This window comes from Streptomyces sp. NPDC020898 (genome assembly GCF_044333925.1).
In the GTDB taxonomy this organism is placed as follows: domain Bacteria; phylum Actinomycetota; class Actinomycetes; order Streptomycetales; family Streptomycetaceae; genus Streptomyces.
Genome location: NZ_JBIRRV010000009.1, coordinates 295,099 through 310,451 on the forward strand (window position 1 = coordinate 295,099; position 15,353 = coordinate 310,451).

16 protein-coding genes and 1 tRNA gene are annotated in these 15,353 nt (G+C 70.3%); 8 read left to right on the forward strand and 9 right to left on the reverse strand.

Features of this window, described 5'->3' with window-relative positions; translation table 11 throughout:
* Positions 1-267: 267 nt before the first annotated feature.
* The 3 genes from ACH4TV_RS28180 to ACH4TV_RS28190 all read left to right on the forward strand — a co-directional run bounded on the left by ACH4TV_RS28180 (position 268) and on the right by ACH4TV_RS28190 (position 3,268).
* Complete coding sequence (locus tag ACH4TV_RS28180) at positions 268-1,560, forward strand: PQQ-dependent sugar dehydrogenase (protein WP_398402836.1); 1,293 nt, start codon at positions 268-270, stop codon at positions 1,558-1,560.
* Between the two features lie 351 nt (positions 1,561-1,911).
* A tRNA-Arg gene (locus ACH4TV_RS28185) sits at positions 1,912-1,984 on the forward strand.
* Between the two features lie 717 nt (positions 1,985-2,701).
* Positions 2,702-3,268 (forward strand): Uma2 family endonuclease, encoded by a 567-nt coding sequence (locus ACH4TV_RS28190; RefSeq protein ID WP_398402838.1) that lies wholly within the window; start codon positions 2,702-2,704, stop codon positions 3,266-3,268.
* 202 nt (positions 3,269-3,470) lie between these two features.
* On the opposite strand, the gene ACH4TV_RS28195 is transcribed toward ACH4TV_RS28190, so the two are convergent.
* Complete coding sequence (locus ACH4TV_RS28195; protein WP_398402840.1) at positions 3,471-4,118, reverse strand: class I SAM-dependent DNA methyltransferase; 648 nt, start codon at positions 4,116-4,118, stop codon at positions 3,471-3,473.
* Between the two features lie 131 nt (positions 4,119-4,249).
* Here ACH4TV_RS28195 and ACH4TV_RS28200 point away from each other — a divergent pair, with 131 nt between their 5' ends.
* The gene (locus ACH4TV_RS28200; RefSeq protein ID WP_398403016.1) at positions 4,250-4,408 is read left to right on the forward strand and encodes a helix-turn-helix transcriptional regulator; all 159 of its coding nucleotides are present in this window, start codon (positions 4,250-4,252) and stop codon (positions 4,406-4,408) included.
* A 105-nt stretch (positions 4,409-4,513) separates the two neighbouring features.
* Here the strand turns inward: ACH4TV_RS28200 and ACH4TV_RS28205 are convergent, their stop codons facing one another.
* The 4 genes from ACH4TV_RS28205 to ACH4TV_RS28220 form a co-directional block, all read right to left on the reverse strand.
* On the reverse strand, positions 4,514-4,918 hold the full coding sequence (locus ACH4TV_RS28205; RefSeq protein ID WP_398402842.1) for a hypothetical protein: 405 nt from the start codon (positions 4,916-4,918) through the stop codon (positions 4,514-4,516).
* On the reverse strand, positions 4,915-5,385 hold the full coding sequence (locus ACH4TV_RS28210) for a hypothetical protein (RefSeq protein WP_398402844.1): 471 nt from the start codon (positions 5,383-5,385) through the stop codon (positions 4,915-4,917). The genes ACH4TV_RS28205 and ACH4TV_RS28210 overlap by 4 nt, the downstream gene beginning before the upstream one ends.
* Complete coding sequence (locus tag ACH4TV_RS28215; protein ID WP_398402845.1) at positions 5,382-5,843, reverse strand: hypothetical protein; 462 nt, start codon at positions 5,841-5,843, stop codon at positions 5,382-5,384. Before ACH4TV_RS28215 ends, ACH4TV_RS28210 begins: the two co-directional genes overlap by 4 nt.
* Positions 5,844-6,073: 230 nt before the next feature.
* Positions 6,074-7,273 (reverse strand): helix-turn-helix domain-containing protein, encoded by a 1,200-nt coding sequence (locus ACH4TV_RS28220; protein WP_398402847.1) that lies wholly within the window; start codon positions 7,271-7,273, stop codon positions 6,074-6,076.
* A gap of 83 nt (positions 7,274-7,356) precedes the next feature.
* Here ACH4TV_RS28220 and ACH4TV_RS28225 point away from each other — a divergent pair, with 83 nt between their 5' ends.
* Both ACH4TV_RS28225 and ACH4TV_RS28230 read left to right on the forward strand, forming a co-directional pair.
* Positions 7,357-8,025 (forward strand): HAD family hydrolase, encoded by a 669-nt coding sequence (locus ACH4TV_RS28225; RefSeq protein WP_398402849.1) that lies wholly within the window; start codon positions 7,357-7,359, stop codon positions 8,023-8,025.
* A 248-nt stretch (positions 8,026-8,273) separates the two neighbouring features.
* Entirely contained in the window at positions 8,274-8,822 is a 549-nt protein-coding gene (locus ACH4TV_RS28230; protein ID WP_398402853.1) for a flavoprotein, read from the forward strand.
* A gap of 144 nt (positions 8,823-8,966) precedes the next feature.
* Here the strand turns inward: ACH4TV_RS28230 and ACH4TV_RS28235 are convergent, their stop codons facing one another.
* Positions 8,967-9,890, reverse strand: a complete 924-nt coding sequence (locus ACH4TV_RS28235) for a phosphorothioated DNA-binding restriction endonuclease (protein ID WP_398402855.1) — start codon at positions 9,888-9,890, stop codon at positions 8,967-8,969.
* Between the two features lie 83 nt (positions 9,891-9,973).
* Here ACH4TV_RS28235 and ACH4TV_RS28240 point away from each other — a divergent pair, with 83 nt between their 5' ends.
* Positions 9,974-10,921 carry an endonuclease/exonuclease/phosphatase family protein gene (locus ACH4TV_RS28240; protein WP_398402857.1) on the forward strand — a complete coding sequence of 316 codons (948 nt, stop codon included), beginning with the start codon at positions 9,974-9,976 and terminating at the stop codon, positions 10,919-10,921.
* Here the strand turns inward: ACH4TV_RS28240 and ACH4TV_RS28245 are convergent.
* Both ACH4TV_RS28245 and ACH4TV_RS28250 read right to left on the reverse strand, forming a co-directional pair.
* On the reverse strand, positions 10,918-11,337 hold the full coding sequence (locus tag ACH4TV_RS28245; protein ID WP_398402859.1) for a roadblock/LC7 domain-containing protein: 420 nt from the start codon (positions 11,335-11,337) through the stop codon (positions 10,918-10,920). The genes ACH4TV_RS28240 and ACH4TV_RS28245 overlap by 4 nt on opposite strands.
* Complete coding sequence (locus tag ACH4TV_RS28250; protein ID WP_398402861.1) at positions 11,334-13,361, reverse strand: nitrate- and nitrite sensing domain-containing protein; 2,028 nt, start codon at positions 13,359-13,361, stop codon at positions 11,334-11,336. The genes ACH4TV_RS28245 and ACH4TV_RS28250 overlap by 4 nt, the downstream gene beginning before the upstream one ends.
* A 667-nt stretch (positions 13,362-14,028) precedes the next feature.
* Between ACH4TV_RS28250 and ACH4TV_RS28255 the strand changes: the two genes are divergently transcribed.
* Complete coding sequence (locus ACH4TV_RS28255) at positions 14,029-14,388, forward strand: HAD family hydrolase (protein ID WP_398402863.1); 360 nt, start codon at positions 14,029-14,031, stop codon at positions 14,386-14,388.
* Here the strand turns inward: ACH4TV_RS28255 and ACH4TV_RS28260 are convergent.
* On the reverse strand, positions 14,292-15,170 hold the full coding sequence (locus tag ACH4TV_RS28260) for a hypothetical protein (RefSeq protein WP_398402865.1): 879 nt from the start codon (positions 15,168-15,170) through the stop codon (positions 14,292-14,294). The two genes, ACH4TV_RS28255 and ACH4TV_RS28260, sit on opposite strands and share 97 nt — an antisense overlap.
* Between the last annotated feature and the right edge of the window lie 183 nt (positions 15,171-15,353).

Sequence of the window (15,353 nt, forward strand, 5' to 3'; positions counted from 1 at the left end):
ATGTGGCACTGGACGGCACGTGAAGCCTCCTGGCGTGGACCTGGTCTTCGCAGACCAGTCCTCCTGGGGGGCTTCACCTGTTTCCGCCCCGGGCCTGTACCCGGCGACCCTTCCGACGATCCATCACCTCAGCCTGGGTGCAGTCCCGTTGCTGTCAACAGCTCTTTGCCGACCCCAAGGTGCCGCGGAGAAACGGAAGGACGGTAAATCCTTCCCAGCCTGATGTCAGGGCTACAGCGGCCCTGCCCCCTTTCCTGAGGAGTCTTCATGTCTTCACCGACTGCAGTGGCCGACGGGCTGAATTTCCCGACCAGCCTGGCTTTCGACGACGACCACGGGGTGTATCTGGCCGAGTCGGGCCTGCCGTTCGGCGGTGCCGCACCGGGCGGCCGGATCTGGCGTCTCGGTGAGGACGGCGCCGACCGTCGGCTCATCGCCGACCAGTTGGCCCCGCCGGTGACCGGGCTTCTGTGGCACAAGGGCTTCCTGCACGTGTCCGAGGGCGGCGCCGGCCAGATCACCCGGATAGGTCCCGACGGGCAGCGCACAGTCATCGTCGACGGCCTGCCCGGACCCGGCAACTACCACGTCGACATGGCGGTGGCGGGCCCCGACGACAAGCTGTATTTCGCTCAGGGAGCGATGTCCAACCTGGGCATCATCGGCCTGGACGCCTACGAGCTCGGCTGGCTGGGCCGGCTCCCGCATTCGTACGACCTTCCCGGTCTCGACATAGAGCTGACCGGCGTCAACGTCACCACCCGCGACCCGCTGACCGATACTCCCGGCGCGCAGGCAGTCACCGGCGCGTTCGCCCCTTTCGGCACTGCCACCCGCCCCGGTCAGAAGATCGAAGCCGCACTGCCCTGCTCCGCGGCCGTCATGCGCTGCGACCTCGACGGCGGCAACCTGGAACTGGTGGCCTGGGGCCTGCGCAACGCCTTCGGGCTCGGGTTCCTGCCCGACGGCCGGCTCCTCGCAGTGGACCAGGGAGCGGACGACCGGGGCAGCCGTCCCATCGGCGACGCGCCTGACCTGCTGTTCGAAGTACGCGAGGGAGCTTGGTACGGCTGGCCGGACTTCATCGGCGGGATCCCGGTGACCGACCCCAAGTTCAAGCCCCAGCGCGGGCCCCAGCCGACGTTCCTGCTCGCCAACCACGACCAGCTTCCGCCCCCGGAGCCGGCCGTGCTGGACTTCGAGGCACATGTGGCGGCGACCAAGTTCGCCGTCGCCCCGCCGGGTTCCCCGCTCGCCGGACAGCTGGTGGTCACGCTGTTCGGGGACGAGGCCCCGATGACGCTGCCACCGGGCGGACCGAAGCTCGGTCGGCATCTGCTGATGGCCGACCCGGACGACTGGTCCCTCCGTGGCCTGCCGTCCGAACCCGACCTGCACCGGCCGATCGACGTCGGGTTCGCGCCCGGTGATCCGGCCCTGTACGTGCTGGACTTCGGTGAGTTCGAGATGACCGACCACGGTGTCGAGGCCAAGGCCGGCACCGGCCGCCTCCTCCGCTGGGAAGGCTGGGACCGGCCCGCCACCGCAACCACCGCCTGAGCCGGCCCATGGAGAGTCCGCCACCCTGCGCGTACCGCCTACCACCGGCCTACCGCAGGGCCGGCGCACGTCCCCCGGCAACAGCCGAACACGATCTGCCCGTCGTCCAGCATCCGCCGACCGCTCCCCAGCAACGACAGAACCAGCAGGTCAGAAGCATCTGCTCCGTCAGCGGACCCATCAGCCCCGATCCCCGCAACCCACACCCGCCCACATCCGCTACCCTGTCCTTGGCCAGTGGTTGGTACGCCATGTTGTCCGTGCAGGCACCGATGCAGGGTACGTGGCACCGCTTCTGACCAGCGGATTTGCATCCTTGCCGGGGATCCGTCTCCTGGCCCACACATCCCGGCCTTCGTAGCTCAGGGGATAGAGCACGGCTCTCCTAAAGCCGGTGTCGCAGGTTCGAATCCTGCCGAGGGCACAACGCATTACCGCTCTGACCTGGGGTTTCTTCCCCAGGTAGCGCTCCTATTCGGCCTCGGACTCCTCGTCCGGGGCCGTTTGCGTGAGCCACGGGGACTGCTTGGCCGGTAGTGGGTCTGTGTGCGCAGGTCTGGACATCGGGCTACTTTCCGGTTCAGACCGGACCGAACTGCTCGGCGTGCACCTGTCGCGCAGGACCCGCAGGTCTCGTAGGTCGGCGAGCACGGCCCTGGTCATGGCAGGCGGGCCGCAGACGCACAGGTCGCGTTCGGTGATGTCGGGGATCAGCCGGCGCAGGCCGCCCGGGCCGAACGACGCAGTACCGCCCTCACTGGTTCTGCCGGTGAGCAGGTGCAGCCGTCCGCCCGTAGCGTCATCAGGTGGCGCACCTCGTTCAGTTGCACGACGACGTCGCCGGGCGCCTCCTCCAGCATGGCCCGCACTGGCGTGATCCCACACCCCCGACGATCAGCAGGGTGCCGGGCCGGGTCCGGAGCAGCGAGGTGAACGTCCCGTACGGTCCCTCGACGAAGGCGCGGCTGCCGACCGGGACGTTCCGCAGCCGGGCGCCACCTCCTCACTTGTCGTGGGCCGGCTGGTCGGATGCCGGCCGACGGGGAGTGGTGTGAGCGAGATCGGCATGCCGGACGGACGGCAGACCGTACGCTGAGTCCAGTGGGATCGGGTCCGCAGAACAGCGTCCGGGAGGTGCTTCATGACGGCCGAGATGGTTGCCCCGGCGTGGATGCATGAGCAGATCACGGCGGAGGAGTACGAGTCCTGGTCCGAGGAGCAGTGCTCCGGCATCGAGATCGTGGACGGGATGGTCGTCGTGAGTCCGAGTGCGTCCAAGCGGCGCAACCGGCTGGCCCGGATTCTGGCGAACGCCCTGGATGCCGCGGCAGGTCCGGAGTGGAGCGCCGACACGGACTTCGACGTCCGGCTTCAGGACGTCCCGCTCACCAATCGCCGCCCCGACGTCGTCGTGTACCAGGCCGACACCATCGACATCACCCCAACCCGCCCCGAGCACGTGCTGCTGGTCGCGGAGGTGGTGTCGCCAGGTTCGGAGACCACCGACCGGATCGTGAAGGTCGACCAGTACGCCAAGGCAGGCATCGGCTTCTACTGGCGGATCGAGCAGGCCGCGACAGGCGTTCCCCTTGTGTACACCTACGTTCTCGACCCCGCGACGAAGACCTACCGGGACGGAGACGTGTTCACCGGCGTCCTCAAGGTAGTGGCCCCGTTCCCGGTAGAGATCGACCTCGGGCAGGTCTGACCAGGCGCTGCTCGGCAGCCAACAGCGCGTGAGCGATGCATGAGCGGACGGTCCGACACAGGGCAGTCTGGCTACAGGCCTGCCTGTGGCGGGGGCGGGGGGGGTCGGTCAAGCTGCGTACACGGACAGGCTGGGCCACCACGCCCCCAGCAGTCGGAGGGATGCAACGGCACATCCGACTGGCGTCCCAGTGGTCGGACAACTAGTTCTTGGCCGCCAGCAATTGCAACTCCTGGAATTGCCGCTTGTCGGTGGGCTTCGGCTCGCACAGCACGCGGGCGGTCTCGCTCACGCCGACATCACGCAGCAGGCCCGCCAGGCGGTCGGGCGACCAGCGATAGGCCGTCGTCACCGAGTGGTCGAAGGACTGCGTGGGGATCGCGAAGTCGTCGGTGGCGAAGCAGCTGATCAGCAGGTGACCGCCAGGGGCCAGGACCCGGGCGAACTCCGCGACCACGGTCGGGACGTCCTGCGGTGGGATATGGATGATCGAGGATCGCGAAAGCACCCCGCCCAACGCGCCGTCCGCGATGTCGAGCGCCGCCATCGAGCCCACCTCGAACCGCAACTGGGGGTTGGCCTCCTGGGCCAGCCCGATCATCGCGGGCGACGCGTCAACACCGAAGGCACGCAGTCCCAACCGCCGTAGATGAGCGGTGATGTGCCCGGGTCCGCAGCCCAGATCCGCGACCTCGCCGTCACCACCAGCGCGCACCGACTCGGCGAATGCGGCAAGCAGCGCACGCTCCAGCGGCCGGTCGCGCAGAGTGTCGGCGAAGCTCTGTGCGTAGCGCGTTGCGACGGCGTCGTAGGCGTCGCGGGTGGCGGGGAGGGAGTCCAGTTCGACCATTCCGGGAATGTAGTGGGTGCCACTGACACGGGCAGCGCCCGGAGCGACGCGACGCGCATCGCGGTCAGGCAAGTCTGTTCCGGTTCCATGTCAGGGGGATCACCACACGGTCGACCTGCCCGGTCACGGCACTGGCCGACCGCATAGGCGTCGAGCGACGGACCATCCAGTGCTACGAGAACGCCGTCACCGACCCCCGCTACGCGGATCTACTGCTGATCGCCCGCGCGCTCGAGGTCCCGCTCGCCGAGCTGGCGGCTGACGGGCGACCGCCCCCAACGGGGGCGTAGGGGCGGTCGCCCTCCTGCCGCCGGTGCAGGGTCCGAGCACGGGCGGCGGGGCTCATCCCGTTACCGGCTCGATCGGCGCGGGCCAGTAACGGGAAGCTGCGGGTCTCAGCAGTGCACGGTGATCGCGAGGTTGTCGTTGCCGGACAGCTGGATCATGGCGCGCAGGAGGATCGCGAGGCGTCGCTCGTCGAGTTCCCTCACGTGCACGAGACTGGTCTGGCCGCACCAGGCCATGGACAGGATGAAGTTGACGAACGCGCGCCCCGATTCGTCCAGTCCGACGCTGTGCAGGTTGTAGGCGAGGAACTGCCAGCAGAACTGGATGCCCCCGTCGTCGGTCTGGCGGACCAGATTCCTGCGGACGGCGTCGTTGGTGAGGATCCGCTCCTCCTCCACCAGGGCCTGGACGGCGGCCTGCTCGCGGGATGTGACCGCGGCCTTCAGCAGGTGCTCCACAAACGACGGGGCGCCGACGTCCTCCTGACCGAGGAACGGTGTTGTCGCGGTCATCTGGATGCCTCCGTGGAGAGTCGGGCACTGCCGGGGCTGAGCAAGGCGGCGAGTACGGCAGGAGCAGTGAGCACGCCGGACCCGTCAGGCCGCTCCAGCCACCACCGGCCGTCGACCGAGTGCAGGACGGGCGGGCACCTGAGGACCCAGCCGGCCGGGCGGACGGTGAGCTGACGTATGCCGTCCAGTTCGCCGGTGAGGTCGGGCGGGAGGAGCCACCACGCGACACTGCGGTGTATGTCAGCGAGCAAGGGACCGATCCGGTCCCCGCCCATCCTCGCGATGGCTTCCACCGAGGGCAGGAGCGGCGCCTCGGCAACACGCCAGTGCGGCGGGCCGGTCGGGAACTCGGCGAGTTCCAGGGAAATCCACGCGCGCTGCACGACGGCAGGGTCCGGGTTACAGGCGAGTAGCCAGTCCTGGCCCGCGCTGCCGACGGGGCGAGGCCGGCCCTCAGTGCGGCTCATCGTCGACGCCCCCTCGGGAGCGGCGAGACCAGGGCATCTGTAGCGGGGGCGGTGGCCAGCTCGTAGCGGGCGATTTCGACCAGCGCCGCGACGGCGGCGGGCACGCACAGCGTCCCCGCGGACTCCATCGGCACCGCCCAGTACGGAGTGCCCGGGCCGGCCTCCGCCGCGGCCAGCCCGGGGCGGGGAACACCGACGTAGGAGCCGAGCCCGAGGGGCTCGAGATCGCGGGTTACTTCCCACGGCCGTCCAAGGTCGGCGGACACCAGGGCGTAGTAGCGGCAGCGGTCAGGGTCGTGGATGGCGGGGCCTCCGACGAGGCCCCGGACCAGGTAGCTGTCCACGGCGTCGATGTCGCTGGTGCCGGCCGCTGCGTGGACGAGGCGTGCGGACATGCGGATCGCGGAGAAGATGCGACCGGTCTGGAGCATCGTGACACCGAGCTCCTGCCACTCCATACGGGACCGGTCGCGGGACTCAGTCGCCCCCAGGAGCCAGTCGCGGACCGCCTCGTCCACCTCTGCTCTGGCGTGTAAGACACCCCCGGACGAGGCTGGATGCCTGGTCGTTTCGTGCGTCATCGCTCACGCCTCCGCAGTCCCGGTGATCTGTCTCACACGAAGACCGTATGGAGGAGCTATCGAGGTCGCCCGAGCTGACAGTTCGGGCGACCTACAGGCTCGTTGACCTAGACCAGACCGATCCGCACTGCGAGCTGCTCGGCCTGCCGGGCGTGCATCGTCCGAGCCCGGCGGATCACGGTCAGCACCATCTGCCGTGCGAGCGGTGTTCGCGCCAGGTCCTCGGGGGCAATCGCCTCCAGGCGAAGGAGGGCAAGCAACACGGCGGCGTCGTCCCGCCGTTGACTGTGGCAGGCCGCCACCTCCAGGCCGAAGGTGAACTCCCGCTCCAGGCTGGGGAGACCGCTCGTGTCGATGGCGTCCGCAGTGTGCAGGGCCTCGCCGGTCTCCCCCGCCTCCATCTCGATGGAGACAGCGTGCAGCGCGATGTTCGTCGGCCCGAAGACTGTCCATCCGACGTTGCTGGAGTCGGACACGGCGCGGGCCGCTGGCGCCGCGTACTTCGTCAGCCGCTCCCTGGCCTCCCACCACCTGCGCCGGCGGGCGGCAGCCACGACCGCCACAAGCTGAAGAGCACCGCCCATGGCAGCTCGGTCGGTCTCAGACTTCTGGGCCACAGCCACCTGCTCGGCCGCGCGTAGGGCCAACTCCTCGGCCTCGACGGCCTGGTTGGCGGCGAGGAGTACGTGGCCGAGGTTCCACTGAGCGGCGGCGATGCGAAGAGGGTCGTCGGCGTCCTCTGCGGCACGCATCGCCCGGTCGGCGGCGAGGATGGCGAGGTCGACGCGTCCGGTGCGCCGAAGGTAGGAACGGAGCAGGCAGTACAGATCGGCGGCGGCTCGCAGGACAGCGCGTCGTTCCACCGCGTCGGTCCCCGCTCGCGCAGCGCGCAGGGCGTGCTCGATGTCGGCGACGAGGTCGGGCATGGTCTCGGCTGCCCTGGTGAACCGGTCGGGACTGGTCTGCCAGCTCTGCCACGCCGCCTCCACCCGGTCCCTCAACGCACTCGCCGGCACGGGTGTGGTGCGCGCCGGGCAGTAGCCGAGCAGTGCGCGTCCCACCACGGTCTCGGCGGTGTCACCGGCTGCCTCTTCGACCGGCCGTCGTTCAGACAGCAGCGCGGCAGCAGGAACACCCAATTCCTGGGCGAGCGCGTACAGGATGGGGAGAGACGGCACCTTGAGGCCGCGTTCGATCTGAGACAGGTAGTCGGGTGAGATACCGACCAGGCCAGCGACCGCATCCTGTCGGCGGCCGCCGCGGTAGTGCCTGATCCTGTCCCCGATGGGGAGGTCCGCTGCAACCATGCGCTTACTCCTTGCTCCTATGTATGAGCGTAGGGTGCGCGCTACCTGGGGAGGTCCGGTTCGGACAGAGAATGGAGCCACTGGTGCCGGAGCTGGTGCTGTGGGACATAGACCATACGCTGATGGCGACGCGGGGTCTCGGACGAGAGCTGTGGCGCGAGGCGTTCCAGCAGGTGACTGGCGTGCCCTTGCGGGAGCAGGCGGCGGTGACCGGGTCGACGGAGCGTGTGATCCTGCGGGAGACCCTGCGCCTCCACAACATCCCTTATGACGACGGCCTGTTCGTACGGTTTGCTGACGCGCTCGGAACCCTGCATGTCCGCCGCGCGGCCGAACTGCGCGAGCGGGGACACGCGTTGCCCGGCGCTGCGGCGGTGCTCGCGGCTCTCGCCGAGCGGAGCGTGCGGCAGTCGGTGGTAACCGGCAACGTCAGGCAGGCCGCCGAAGTGAAGCTCGCGGTGTTCGGTCTGGACAGCTACGTGCGGCTGGACCAGGGCGCGTACGCCGAGGACGGCGAGGGGCGACCCGAGCTGCTGCGCGCCGCTCTTGAGCGGGCCGCCGTGGCCCCGTCGGGAGCGGCATTCCTCGGAGACACTCCAGCCGACGTCGCCGGAGGACGAGAGGCCGGAGTCCGGGTGGTAGCAGTGGCTACGGGCCGCACCTCGGCGAGCGACCTGCGCGCCGCTGGCGCCCATGTGGTGCTGGATGAGCTGTCGGACACGGACCGGACGCTCGCTGCGATCGGAGTATGACGAAAGCGGCCCCGCCCTCCAGACGGAGAGGGGGCCGCGTGCCGGCCAGGTTCAGAGCAGGATGCCGCCGCGGGCGACGAACTGGGCGTCGCGCGCGATGTGGCTGTCGTTGAGTCCGCCGTTCGCCCCGGTCCACGCGAGCCGCGCCGTGGCCGGCGCAGCAACGCGCGGGTCCGGCGTCCGTCCTCGAATCAGCCTGGTCCGGGGGCGGTTGCCTGCGATCCACGCGTCGGGGTGGGATGGCGGGCATGACCTCACGGACTCTGTATCTGTTCGGCTCGGCGGCGCCTCCCGTCTTCGACGTGGCGGAGGTGATCGCAGACGCGCAGGAGCGGGGCTTCGATGTGTGCCTCGGGTTGACGCCGACAGCAGCCCGCTGGCTCGGGGACCGACTTGGCCGGCTGGCGGAACTGACCGGGCACCCCGTGCGCTCGGAGTACAAGCTCCCCGGCGAGCCCGACGTGTGGCCGAAGGCCGACGGCATCGTGTTCGCGCCGGCCACCTTCAACACGGTGAACGCGTGGGCGCTCGGTCTGACCCGGGACTTCGTGGTCGGGGTCGTCGCCGAGGGCATCGGCAAGGGCATCCCGACGGTGACGATGCCCTGCGTGAACGCGGCCTACGTCCAGCATCGCCAGTTCGAGCGGAGTGTCGGCGAGCTGCGGGACATGGGCGTTGAAGTGCTGTACGGGGAGGGCGGGTTCGCTCCGAACCAGCCGGGGCGGGGAGAGCCGAAGGAATTCCCCTGGGGCCTGGCCCTTGATGCGGCAGAGCGGATTGTCCGCCCGGTCCCGTAGGCAGCTTTCGTGGTCAGCCGCGTCCGTGCCCAGTTCGTGAGGCCCTGGGCGTCCGCCGACCGCTTGTCGGCACGGCATTGATGACGCGCTATTGACGATCCGTCAGTCAGTGTGCGCGCCGGACTCGTTCGAGCATGGCATCGCCTACGCCGCCTGCGTCCCAGGGTGTTTGAAGACCTGCCGCCCGTGCCAGAGGACGAACTTCCCGTCTATACGGGGTCGTCCCGGGCGGGGAATCGCGACCGGGAGCCCGTGGAGGGCGTCTATGGCCTGCCCTGCCGGGCTGCGTGCCACGTACAGCTGGGACACCTGGATGCGCAGGTCGGGCAGGAGGCCCAGTACCCCGAGGTCGAAGAGAGTGTGGTGCAGGGCGCACAGTGCGAGGCCGTTGTGGACCTCGTCCGGGCCGTCCTGGCTGTGCCAGCGGACATGCGCGGCCTCAAGGCCCACGGGATTCCGGCCGAGCGCCCCGTCGAAGCCGCAGAAGGCACAGGCGTACGCATAGGCGTGCAGCACCTCCTCGGCGAAGCCGGCTCGCCGCTTGCGGCGCTTGTTCTCCGTCGGGGTGGAGGTCGTGTCGTCCAGTCCGGCCGGGTCGAGGCCGACGGCGTCGCAGATCGGTGCTTCCAGCGCCGGGGTGAAGTGCTGTTCGAGGAGCAGCCGGACGCATGCCGCGAACGTGGGCGGGTCTGCGAGGAGGCGCTCGATCTCGGGGTGCAGCCGCCCGTGAGTGCCGCGTCCCCGCAGCCAGTTGCCCCGCTCCGGGGCATCCGGACCTATGGAGGCACCGTCCCGGTCCCGGAGGTCCCACAGGTTCCGCTCCAGGTGTACGAACGGCATCGCGGCTCGTTCCCGGGCCCGCGCTCTGCTGGTCACCGCCGGACCGAAGTCGTTGATCAGACGGCTGACGGGCTCTTCCGCTTCCTCGTACGTGACCACGGTGCTGCCCGCGCCGGCGTACCTCCCCAGCAACCAGAGCACCAGCAGCGGCTTGTGCGGCGCACGACGGCTGCCCATCTGGGCCCGCCGCAGCCCGGACAGTGCGGCAAGCAGCTCGTCGCGTGTCATGTACGCCACTCTGTCATCGACGCCATGGGGAACCGTCCGGCAGGCAGGTGCGTCGTCCGTCGCGACAAGGAGGCCAGGTGATCGTGCGAGGCAGGCCGTGGTGGGAGTACGGGATCGTCGGGGGTGCCGTCGGTGTCGCCGGGCTGCTGGTGCTGCACTCTGTCGTGCCCAACGGGGTCGGGCGGCTCGGGAGTGCGCTGGAGACGTTTCTGCCGTGGCTGGGTGTTGCCGTGCCGCTGCTCGGCGGGCTCGCTCTGTTCAGGCGGTCGGTGCCAGGGCTGGTCGCGTGTCTGCTGCCCGCGCTGGCCTGGGTGTGGCTGTTCGGCGGGTTGTGGTTCGTCTCGGGGCCGGACTCGTACGACCTGAGCGTCGTCCAGCACAACGTGGCCGACGACAACCCCGACCCCGCCGGCACCGCACGGGCGCTGCTCGCCACCGGCGCCGAACTCGTGGCCGTGCAGGAGCTGACGCCCGCGGCGCGGTCCGGGTACGAGGACGTCCTGGGCGCCACCCGTCCCCACCGGGCGGTTCACGGCACGGTCGGCCTCTGGTCGTCGTACCCGCTCTCGGATGTGCGGGCCGTGGACATCCGGCCCGCGGGATTCCCGGACGGCTGGCAGCGCGGGCTGCGGGCCACGGTCGCCGCGCCCGAGGGGGCGGTCGCGGTGTACGTGGTCCATCTGCCGTCGGTCCGTCTCGGCGCGAGCGGCTTCGCGTCGGCGGCCCGGGACGAGAGCGCGGCACTGCTCGGGGCAGTCGTCGCGGACGACCCGGCGGACCGGCTCCTGGTCGTGGGCGACCTCAACGGCACTGTCCAGGACCGGGGGTTGGCTCCGCTCACCTCCCGACTCGCCGCCCCCGACTCGGGGTTCGCGTTCAGCTGGCCGGCCTCCCTGCCGGTGGCGCGGATCGACCAGGTGCTCGGCAGGGGGGTCGTGGTGACGGAGGTGTCGGCCCTGGACGCGACCGGGAGCGATCACTTGCCGGTGGTCGCCCGCGTACGGCTCGTACAGGGCCGGCGTGGCGGCTAGCCCGTGACCAGAGGGCCGGAGTGGAGTTCGCGTACCAGCTGCGGGGTGAGGAGTTCGCCGGCGCGGTCGGCGAGTACGGCCATCTCGTAGCCGACCAGGCCGACGTCGCAGCCCTCGGCGGCGAGGACGCCCAGGCAGCTGCCGTCGCGGATGCGGCCGACCATGAGGAAGCCCCCGAACATCTCGATCATGACGAGTTTCATGCCGCGGAAGCCGTGTGTCGTCGACGCGTTCTGGGCGAGGCTGGTGATGCCGGAGACGACGGCGGCGAGGTGGTCGGCGCGGTCCCGGCCGAGGCCGTCCGAGGCGGCCATGAGCAGGCCGTCGGAGGAGACGGCGACCGCGTCGGTGACGCCGTCCGCGGTGCGTACGAACTCCGAGATGAGCCAGCTGAAACTCTGGACGGCGGTGGTCACTGTGGCGCTCCTTGGGGGGTTCTGGCCTCGGCACGGGCGACGCCTGCTCGGAAGCCGTTGAGCAGGGAGGAGACAGCTGGGGGCCTGGCGGGGGGCGGGGGTGCGGCGGAGAGCTGCTGGTTCTGGGCGGGGGCGAGCAGGCGGGCGGGAAGGACCAGGAGTGCGGACAGGCCGCCGCCGGTGGTGTCGAAGAGGTGGACCTGTGCGCCGTCCCCGAGACGGTGGGTGAGCCGGCCGACGACGAGGTGGCCGAGGAACCGGGTGGGCGCGGCGAGGAGGGCCTCCTCGCCGGAGTCGGCGAAGCGGGCGTTCGCGCGGTCCTTGTCGGCGTCGGACATGCCGATGCCGTGGTCGACGACGGCGAAGCTGTACGTGCCGTCCTCGGCGTCGTACCAGCCGTGCACCTCGACGGGTTCGGTCGGCGGCGAGAACGTCAGCCCGTTCTCGAGGAGTTCGGCGAGGAGGTGGGCGACATCGGCAACGGCGTGACCGCGTACGCGCACCGGCTCCACGGCCGCGATCAGGACCCTCCGGTACTGCTCCACCTCGGCGACGGCGGACTGGACGACCTCCAGGCCGTCGGCGGGTGCTGCCGTGGGGCGCGGCGGGTTCTGCCCGGTCAGGACCAGCAGGCTTTCGGCGTTGCGCCGCATACGGGTGGCGAGGTGGTCGAGTTCGAAGAGCTCGGCGAGGGCGTCCGGGTCGAGTTCCTGCCGTTCCAGGCGGGTGATGAGGCTGAGCTGCCGGCGTACGAGGTTCTGGTTGCGGCGGCCGAGGTTGGCGAGCGACTCGGTGGTGCTGCGGCGCAGGCCGGCCTGCTGGGCGGCCAGGTGGAGGGCGGTCTCCTCGACCTGGCGCAGGGACGCCGCGACCTCCGTGATCTCCGCCGTGCCGCCCAGCAGCTGTGCCTCGGAAGGCTCCGCCTGGTCCTGGTTCTGGTCCTGGCCCTGATCCTGGGAGGACTGGGACGGGGACTGCTGGATACGGGTGACGGCCGCCGGCAGCCGGTGCCGGGCCACGTCGTGGGCGGCCTCGGCGAGGGCGGCGAGCGGGCGGGTGAGGGAACGGGAGGCGAAGGCGGCGAGGCCCGCGACGAGGGCGGCCATGAGCATGCCCGCGAAGAGGTAGGCGGCGAGGGCCAGTTCGGCGTCGTCACTGAGCTGATCGGACCGGTCCCGTACGCCGTCGCCGACCGACTGCTGGACGGCGTACAGATCGTCGACGAGTACGGTCATCGCGTCCCACCAGGTGCCGGCGTCGGCGCGCAGTGCGGAGCCGTCGGCGGCGCCTTCCGCCCGGTCCTCGTAGGCGGTGGCTCGCTCGGCGTCGGCGGTGCCGAACGCCTTGTCCAGAGCGGTGCGTTGGGATGCGGTGGCGACCTGGCGAAAGCGGGTGAGGGCGGCGACGCGGGTGGCGCGCACCTCGGTGAAGGAGAGGTACTCGCGGCCCTGGAAGGCACCCTCGGCGAACACACCGTTGAGGAGCCCTCGTTCGAGAGCGACGGACTCCTTGGCCGCGGCCAGTTCCCGCAACGCCGCCAGCCCGTCCCGCAGTTGACGGTCGGCGCCTGTCGCGGTCTCCGCCACCGGGTCGACGGCGTTGAGCGCGTTGACGGCGGTGGTGTAGAAGGTGAGGGTCGCGGTCCGGTCGGCGGTGTCCTTGGCGGTGGGCTTCCGTCCGGCGGCGGTGTCGCTGTCGGCGGCGGCGCGGATGGCGGCGAGACGGCCCAAGTGCCGCTGGACGACGGCCTCTACGGAGGATTCGGAGCGCATGGCGTCCAGCGCCGTGTCAACGCGCTTGCGGGTGGCGGTGAGTGACGTGCGGAAGGTGTCCTCGCCGCCCAACAGGCCGTTCGTCAGGCCGCGTTCGCGCTGCAGCTGGTGCACCAGCGCCTGGACCCGCAGGCTGAGGCCGACTTCGGCACGGGTCGTGCGGGCGTCGCCGAGGGCCTCGGCGCGGTCGTACACGGCCAGGCCGGCCACTGTCAGCAGCAGGCAGATCGGGACCGTGATGACCACCGCCACCCGGCCCCTGATGCTGCGCCAGCCAGGGATCGGCCGACGGCGGGGTGTCGTTCGGTCCCTGCGGCGGCGCGCCGAACCGCCCCTACCGGAACCGGCCCTGCCCGAACTGCCCCTGTCGGAACGGCCCTTGCCGATTGTGCCGAGCCTGTCGAGCAGCGGTCGAAATGGCGTCCACACCCTCATGCTCACGACGCTAGTCCGAACGCGGCTGCCGCCGGTTTCCGAGCTGTTAGACCCGTGAGTACTTCAGTTGCGCCGCCCTCACACCGCGGACCGGGCGACTGTGACCGCGCGAGCGCCCCGTCGTCGATCCGCGCCGGCAGGTCCGTCACGTCGTCCGCCCGGGGCAGGGGATGACCATGTCCACCTCAACGGCGGTCGATGGCGAACCCGGAGTGGTTCCTGCGGCTCACGGGCGCCCCGGCCGAGCACCGGGAGGGCGTCCACGAGGTGATCTGCCGGGAGGCCGAGGCGCAGTCGGACGGTCCGTCAGAGGTGTTGTTCCACCCCTTCGTATACGGCTCCCCCGCATCGGCAGCCGCAGGCCGGCGCCGGGACGTTTCTCGGTCTGCGCGGCCGGCACGGCGACGCGCTCTGCTCGAACCTGCCGATCACCGGGGCGGCCCGGCCTACCGGCGGCGCCGCGCATGGCGCGGTGTAGGGCCAGATGCTCGCCGACGCCCTGCGGCGCCCGGTCGCGGTGACCGACGTGGACGAGAGCGCCGCCCGCGAGGAGCCCGACCCGCAGCGGTTCCTCAAGGCCTGCGCCGACCTCGGCGTCGGCCCCCGGGCCACCCTCATGGTCGGCGACAACCCGGTCCGCGACGGCGCCGCCGCCTGCGAGCGGTCACCCGGTGGGGCACGCGGGCACGCCCGACGGCCGCGGGGCACCGGTAGGCACCCCGCGGCCGTGGCCGTACACGCTCACTGTCAGTTGCACTCGGTCCCGGCGGGCCGGTCCTTCTTCCGGAACGTCATCTTCGGCGAGCCGTCGCTCTTGAGTTCATCGGCGACGCCGTCGATGTAGTTTCCGTACGAGTAAATACGGTCGTATCCGCGGCCGCGCCAGGTGGTGACGTCCATGACGTCCTCGCGCTTACCGGTCGTATTCCACGTATAGGACTCGACCTTGAATACGGGGTTCACGCGCACCACCCGCTTGGTGGGGCTGGCCTCGATCCAAGCGGTCTTCTGGGGGCCGATATCGATCACATCATTGTTGGCGATTCCCACCGAGTTCTCGATGGCCCACGAATAGCTGTAGGACGCCTCGGCCGAAACGCCGAACCAGGAGCTGATCGAGGCCTCGACGCTGGTGGAACCACCCACGGTGTGCGAGTACGACTTCGAGGTCGAGTACTCGCGGGTCAGTTCCAGGCCGTATCCGCTGTCCGTGCAGTTGGTGCGGGTCTCGCTGATGGGCCGCCATGCGTCCCGGTAGGTCCAGCTGGAGGCCACCGGATATTCGCAGTGCCCTTCGAAGCGCTCCCACCCCGGCTGCAGGGTCCACTTGCCGTCGTCCTTGTGCCACACGGGCTGCTTGCGCCACGACGAGTGGTCGCGGAGTTCGCCCGTCGTGACGTTGACGTACCAGTCCTGGTATCCGGTGTCACCGTCGATGCCGCACACCCGCGACATCATTTCGTCGGTGTTCCAGGACTCCTGGCCCCGGATGTTGACGGCGCCGTTGGGGCCGGCGGCCTGGGCGGGCTGCGCCAGGACAAGGCCGGCGACCGCGCTCAGCAGGGCCGTGCCCGCGGCAGCCGCCCGGCGGACGCTGAATCGCGACCGCAATGTGTTCTGCGTCACTCGTCGTTCACCTTTCTTCGCAGCCATGGCTGCTTTTGATCGGCATCAGCGGCTGAATCGGCAGAATCCGAAAGGCGCCGCGTAACCGCCGGTAATCAATATCGATTTCCTGTGCGTTCCTGTCAAACGCCCAGATCAAACACGGCCAATGGGAGAGAAACGGGCACGCGCGACCCCAAAGAA

What these genes read in the sequence shown, in the direction of transcription:
- ACH4TV_RS28180 (WP_398402836.1), top strand. Translation starts at nt 268, where the DNA reads ATGTCTTCACCGACTGCAGTGGCCGACGGGCTGAATTTCCCGACCAGC.
- ACH4TV_RS28190 (WP_398402838.1), top strand. Translation starts at nt 2,702, where the DNA reads ATGACGGCCGAGATGGTTGCCCCGGCGTGGATGCATGAGCAGATCACG.
- ACH4TV_RS28195 (WP_398402840.1), bottom strand. Translation starts at nt 4,118, where the DNA reads ATGGTCGAACTGGACTCCCTCCCCGCCACCCGCGACGCCTACGACGCC.
- ACH4TV_RS28205 (WP_398402842.1), bottom strand. Translation starts at nt 4,918, where the DNA reads ATGACCGCGACAACACCGTTCCTCGGTCAGGAGGACGTCGGCGCCCCG.
- ACH4TV_RS28210 (WP_398402844.1), bottom strand. Translation starts at nt 5,385, where the DNA reads ATGAGCCGCACTGAGGGCCGGCCTCGCCCCGTCGGCAGCGCGGGCCAG.
- ACH4TV_RS28215 (WP_398402845.1), bottom strand. Translation starts at nt 5,843, where the DNA reads ATGGAGTGGCAGGAGCTCGGTGTCACGATGCTCCAGACCGGTCGCATC.
- ACH4TV_RS28220 (WP_398402847.1), bottom strand. Translation starts at nt 7,273, where the DNA reads ATGGTTGCAGCGGACCTCCCCATCGGGGACAGGATCAGGCACTACCGC.
- ACH4TV_RS28230 (WP_398402853.1), top strand. Translation starts at nt 8,274, where the DNA reads ATGACCTCACGGACTCTGTATCTGTTCGGCTCGGCGGCGCCTCCCGTC.
- ACH4TV_RS28235 (WP_398402855.1), bottom strand. Translation starts at nt 9,890, where the DNA reads ATGACACGCGACGAGCTGCTTGCCGCACTGTCCGGGCTGCGGCGGGCC.
- ACH4TV_RS28255 (WP_398402863.1), top strand. Translation starts at nt 14,029, where the DNA reads ATGCTCGCCGACGCCCTGCGGCGCCCGGTCGCGGTGACCGACGTGGAC.